Genomic DNA, 5,767 nt, shown 5'->3' on the forward strand with positions numbered 1-5,767 from the left:
ACATATTATCAATCATTAAATAAGGTTGAATCAAAACGTGAAAAAGAAAATAGACAAATCACTGAGCGAATGACAACGATCCATAAAGAGAGTAAAGGACGTTATGGGGCTCCAAAAATTCACCATCAACTAACAGAAGAAGGAATACACATCAGTTTGAAACGTGTTCAACGTTTAATGAAAAAAGCTGATATCCACTCTATTGTTAAAAAGAAATTCCGTCCATATAGTTCAAACGAGAAAGTTGTAAATCGAGAAAACATCTTGAAAAGAGATTTTTCAACTGCATCAATTAATGAAAAGTGGGTGGCTGATATAACTTATGTGCATACGGTGAAAGACGGATGGTGCTATTTAGCATCGGTGATGGATTTACATTCGCGAAAGATTGTCGGCTATTCCTTTTCAGAGGAAATGACAACAGACGTCGTAATAAAAGCTCTAGAAAACGCTTACGTAACTCAATTACCACCCGAAGGGTTAATTCTACATACTGACCTAGGTTCACAATATACAAGCCAAGCATTTACTGATCGTATTAAATCTTATGGTATAACACACTCCTTTAGCCAAAAAGGATGCCCTTATGATAACGCCTGTATTGAATCTTTCCACGCTATATTGAAGAAAGAAGAAGTAAATCATGTTCAATATCTAGACTATAAAACTGCCAATATCGCCATCTTTGAATTTATCGAAGCATGGTATAACAGAAAAAGAAAGCATAGCAGCATTGCTTATAAAACACCTCAAGCAATAGAAGAACTATTCAAAGACTCTGCATAAAACTTAATCTTTTTGTGTCCAAGATATTGACTCCAATCCATTCTTTGAGGAATTTCTTTATTATATTTATAATAAATTTTATGCTCTAAACTTGCCCAGAAATCCATGGCGATAGTACGTATTTGAATTTCAACAGGAACCAAATCTTCTCTATCAGACATAAAAATAGGAATTTGGATAATTAAATGAAGACTTTGATAGCCATTTGATTTTGGTTTTTTGATATAATCCTTACTTTCAATTACCGTTATATCTTTTTGTTGTTCTAACATGTCTTTTATTTTATAAATATCAGATATAAAAGAACAAGTTATGCGAATTCCCGCAATATCCATAATATTTTCTCTTATATTAGTTAATGATAGATCAAGACCTTTTCTTTCAATCTTTTTTAAGATGCTTTCTGGAGACTTCAATCGAGAGTTAGTATGCTCAATGGGATTATAATCGTGTATATATTGAAATTCTTGTTTTAGTATATCAATTTTCGTACTTACTTCAGCTAAAGCAAACTTGTATGACATCATAAAACGAATTAAGTCTTTTTTTAATAGTCCCAACTGCGTTGATTTCATATTCATAGTTGTCACCCTTTTCATATTTTTTACCTGTTAAAATAGATAGTTGTTATTGCTAGACCTTTGTTTTATACATGTTAAATCTTTTTCTATAATGTAGGAGGAATAATTATGATAAATGCGTATGCTGATATCTGAAATAAAATAAGAATGATAGCAAGTGCTTTATAGTTTTCATTCAACCGCCGTAGTTAGCGAGTGTTTTTTGAATCAACTTAATAACTACGGCGAATGAAAACATTCCATTCAATTAGTTATACCTATATTTCTTAAACTTCCTCTGGTGCATGTGTCCTTTTAATAAATAGCCCTAATATTAATGCTCCTATTGATAAGAAAAATCCTAAGAGAAATGAATTATGCAAACCAGCGACCACAGAGTTTATCATTTCAACAGGTTCGCTCGGATCTATTGATGATTTCAAGTAAGCATTAGAACCTGAATTCATGATACTAATGAATAATGCTGTACCAATTGCTCCTGCTATTTGTTGAACAGTAGATATTACAGCTGTCCCGTGTGCATATAAATTTTTGGGTAGTTGATTTAGGCCAGTTGTTTGCGCTGGCATCATCACCGTAGCAATGGAAACCATTAATAATATGTGTAGAAAAACTACATAACCAATTGACCATGATGAACTGACTCCAGTAAATAACAATAATGATAAGCTTAATAGTGACAGACCAGTAATTACTAATACTTTAGGTCCATATTTGTCCAGAACTTTTCCTGATATAGGTGACAAAAGACCATTTAAAATACCACCTGGCATCATGATAAGACCAGAAGTAAGTGCAGAAATGAGCAATACATTTTGAAGAAAAATAGGTAACATGATTAGTGATGAAAATAAAGTCATGTTTAAAACAAGCATTAACATAACAACCAACGCAAACATTGGGTATTTAAACGTACGTAAGTTCAACATTGGGTCCTTCATAACAAGCTGTCTCCAAATAAATAAGAGTAAACCGACCACTCCTAAGATAATGCTCCAAATAACCGTCGGGTCGGACCAAGAACCTTCTCCAGCACTACTAAACCCGAAAACAATTCCTCCAAAACCAATTGAAGAGAGTACAATAGAAAAATAATCAACCTTTGGTTTGGTTATAGTTGTTACATTTTTTAAATAGATTCTAGAATATACAATTGATAAAAGGATTAAAGGGATGACGAGATAAAATAACCATCTCCAATTTAAAGTGTCAATAATTAATCCGGACAAAGTTGGTCCAATAGCTGGTGCTGACATAATGACAAGACCGATCATACCCATCCCTACACCTCGTTGGCCTGGTGGATAAATGATCATAATTGTATTCATTAAAACTGGTATGACTAATCCTGCCCCTATAGCTTGAATGATTCTTCCGAAAAGTAACATTCCAAACATAGGTGATATTGCACAAATAATTGATCCTATAAGAAATATGGTTAAAGCACCAATAAACATTTGCCTAGTTGTAAACCATTGCTGTAACAAAGCCGTTACAGGAACTAATATCCCAACGACTAATAAATATATAGTAGATAACCACTGAATTGTTGCAGCACTTACCTCAAATTCCCGCATAAGTTCAGGAAAAGCAATATTTAGCAATGTTTCATTTAAAACTGAAACAAATGCACCTAAAACCAATGCCACAACAATGGGTCCTCTTTTTAAATTACTAACATCTATTGCTTGCTCATGTGAGTTTGTTGAACTGTTTAACAATGAAAATTCCTCCTGTATATTTGAGTTTTATTATTGCATTGTTGTATATAGATGTATGGAGTAATATATTTCAAAAAACGCAATTGTTTTATATGTGTAAGTGTTAGTATTAGTTGTGTTACCCTTATTAATAAATTTAAGCTTCCTATCTACAGATAATTTTATAGTAGAATTTTTAGAATGTTTATCATCAGATTGTAGATTGTTGTATGATTTGTTTGATTGTTCTAGATGTCTATATTTTGCTGCAGTTAATTGCCTTCCATATGCATGTAACCTGCCTGATCCACCACATGATTCACAGAATTCTACAGTTCCTTTACATTCACATGGGGTCATTTTCATTCTCTCAATCGTCATTTAATTCTGCTCACCTCCATATTCACATCATTTTTTATTATTTTAATAAGCCGTTGAGCTCTTTATAGTACTTTCCTTAAAAACAGAAAACCTTTACCAGTAATGGTAAAGGTTTTAAAGAAAATAAACCTTCACCAAGTGATAAAGGTCTTGCTAACAACAAAAGTTGCCAACAAAGCCGGGAGTATAATACTCCGAAATGACGACTTTGCTGTAAAAGCTACTCCCCTTTAGGAGAAATATTTAACTGTATGAACTAATGTTATAGTAGAAACCATAAATCAGTCAATGATTATAGTGATATAACATAATTTCGACACAAATTACAGCAAGTAAAACAATACATATAAATTTATAGTTATGATGCTAATGTAGAGTTCACTTCAGATACCAATGTTGTTTCCAAGTGCATATATTTATTTGTTAATCCACAATAAGGTATAAGAAGGTAGTAAGGGCTAATTATCTATGGATAGTATAGGGAGTATAATATAAAGATAAAATATTACTACAACCTACGTTTTAAGGAGATACAAATAATGAAGAAATGGTTACCATTGATTGTACTCGGAGCAGCTCAATTCCTTATGGTGCTGGATACATCGGTCATGAATGTATCTATCTCCCAACTTGTAGTAGATCTTAAAACTGATGTAACACAAATTCAGATAGCCATTACGTTTTACGCTCTTATCATGGCTGCATTTATGATAACAGGTGGTAAGTTAGGTGATGTGATTGGGAGACGCAAAACATTTGGCATTGGGATGGCTATATATGCCGTTGGTTCCGGAGTTACAGCCATATCACAAACAGTACAAGTACTGATTTTGGGGTGGTCAATATTAGAAGGAATTGGTGCATCTCTTGTACTTCCTGCATTGGCGGCATTGCTCGCAAGTAACTATAAAGGGAGAGACAGGGCGACAGCCTTTGGGTTAGTTGGCGGCATTGCTGGAGTTGGGGTAGCGTTAGGACCAATAGTAGGTGGATGGGTTACTTCGAATTTGACTTGGCGACTTGTCTTTGCCTCTGAGGTGATTATTTCAATTGCCATTCTTCTTGGATTGAAGTTGATCAATGATACAGCCAAACAGAATAAGCATCTCGAAATAGACTGGATAGGAGCGATTCTAAGTGGATTTGGTCTAGGGCTGGTAGTATATGGTTCTCTTAAGTCAAGTGAATGGGGGATGATATTACCAAGAAATTCACCAGTCGAGCCTTTAGGATTTTCCTTAACACCTTTTGTTGTTTTTATAGGAATCTTAACACTTTATTGGTTTGTGAAATGGCAAAAACGTCGTGAAAGTAGGAATCAAGATCCACTGTTCCATTTAAGTTTATTAGATAATTCATCACTTAGTAGTGGTCTTTCAATGTCACTTATACAAAACATGATTCTTGCAGGAGCATTTTTTTCCATACCTCTATATTTACAGTTGACCATCGGATTAGATGCTTTTAGTACAGGCCTTCGTATGTTGCCTATATCCATTACGCTGCTTTTGGCCTCAATGACTGGCTCTCTTTTAGTGAACCGATATTCACCTAAACTGATTATCCGAATTTCTTTAGGGATTCTATTATTAGGAATATTTGTACTTCTCTCGACTATAGAACCATCTTTGAAGAGTACTGGTTTTGCGTTAGCAATGGCGCTGTTAGGTGTTGGAATCGGCCTGATGGCATCAATTCTTGGTAACTTAACACAGTCGGCCGTCGGGGATAGAGACAGAAGCGAAGTTGGAGCTTTAGGAAATGCTGGAATGCAACTAGGCACAGCATTAGGCACAGCAATTATTGGAGCGACTGTCATCAGCAGTCTTGCAAATAGTTTTGCCTCAGAAATAGCAGATGATGAACGTATTTCTACCCATGTTGAACAAGCCATTGAAGTTAGATTATCTAGTGGAATAACTTTTATCTCTGCAGAACAACTTGAGACAATCCTCAGCCAATCTGACGTTGAGGGTGAATTAATTGTAGCAATTGTTGACAATTATGTGATTGCTCAATTAGAAGCACTACGGTTTGCTTTATTTTCAACAGCAATACTTGTCATAGGTGCATTTTTCATAACATCTAAATTACCTGACAAACCACTATTAACTGAAAGTAGCGATTCTTAGAAGGTTGGTTCTAGAACACCTCGAAAATAGTTCCTTTCAATAAATTAAGAAGCTGTGTGGGATTCTAGACATTGTCATTAATTATTTACTACTTCCGATCTTCCGCAATATGGCGCTTGTCAGTAATAATACTGAGAGCGCCTTTCTTGATGTTTTGACTAATATTGCTTCAACCAAGATATTTTAG

The 5,767-nt window shown here is 34.5% G+C and carries 5 protein-coding genes; 2 read left to right on the plus strand and 3 right to left on the minus strand.

Annotated elements, in window-relative coordinates; translation table 11 throughout:
• The coding region (locus tag JM172_RS23765) for an IS3 family transposase (RefSeq protein ID WP_214484864.1) at window positions 1–786 on the plus strand (786 nt) is incomplete at its 5' end.
• Here the strand turns inward: JM172_RS23765 and JM172_RS23770 are convergent.
• The 3 genes from JM172_RS23770 to JM172_RS23780 all read right to left on the minus strand — a co-directional run bounded on the left by JM172_RS23770 (window position 750) and on the right by JM172_RS23780 (window position 3,448).
• Complete coding sequence (locus tag JM172_RS23770) at window positions 750–1,367, minus strand: GTP pyrophosphokinase (RefSeq protein ID WP_214484865.1); 618 nt, start codon at window positions 1,365–1,367, stop codon at window positions 750–752. The genes JM172_RS23765 and JM172_RS23770 overlap by 37 nt on opposite strands.
• 266 nt (window positions 1,368–1,633) lie before the next feature.
• Window positions 1,634–3,052 carry an MDR family MFS transporter gene (locus JM172_RS23775; RefSeq protein ID WP_483297278.1) on the minus strand — a complete coding sequence of 473 codons (1,419 nt, stop codon included), beginning with the start codon at window positions 3,050–3,052 and terminating at the stop codon, window positions 1,634–1,636.
• 66 nt (window positions 3,053–3,118) lie between these two features.
• Complete coding sequence (locus JM172_RS23780; RefSeq protein WP_214484867.1) at window positions 3,119–3,448, minus strand: hypothetical protein; 330 nt, start codon at window positions 3,446–3,448, stop codon at window positions 3,119–3,121.
• Window positions 3,449–3,987: 539 nt separating this feature from the next.
• Here JM172_RS23780 and JM172_RS23785 point away from each other — a divergent pair.
• On the plus strand, window positions 3,988–5,580 hold the full coding sequence (locus JM172_RS23785) for an MFS transporter (RefSeq protein WP_214484868.1): 1,593 nt from the start codon (window positions 3,988–3,990) through the stop codon (window positions 5,578–5,580).
• Window positions 5,581–5,767 lie beyond the last annotated feature (187 nt).

Source organism: Bacillus sp. SM2101 (genome assembly GCF_018588585.1).
GTDB lineage: Bacteria > Bacillota > Bacilli > Bacillales > SM2101 > Nanhaiella > Nanhaiella sioensis.

Bases quoted from the DNA above. Each gene is read 5' to 3' on its own strand.
- JM172_RS23785 (WP_214484868.1), top strand. From the start codon at position 3,988: ATGAAGAAATGGTTACCATTGATTGTACTCGGAGCAGCTCAATTCCTT.
- JM172_RS23780 (WP_214484867.1), bottom strand. From the start codon at position 3,448: ATGACGATTGAGAGAATGAAAATGACCCCATGTGAATGTAAAGGAACT.
- JM172_RS23770 (WP_214484865.1), bottom strand. From the start codon at position 1,367: ATGAATATGAAATCAACGCAGTTGGGACTATTAAAAAAAGACTTAATT.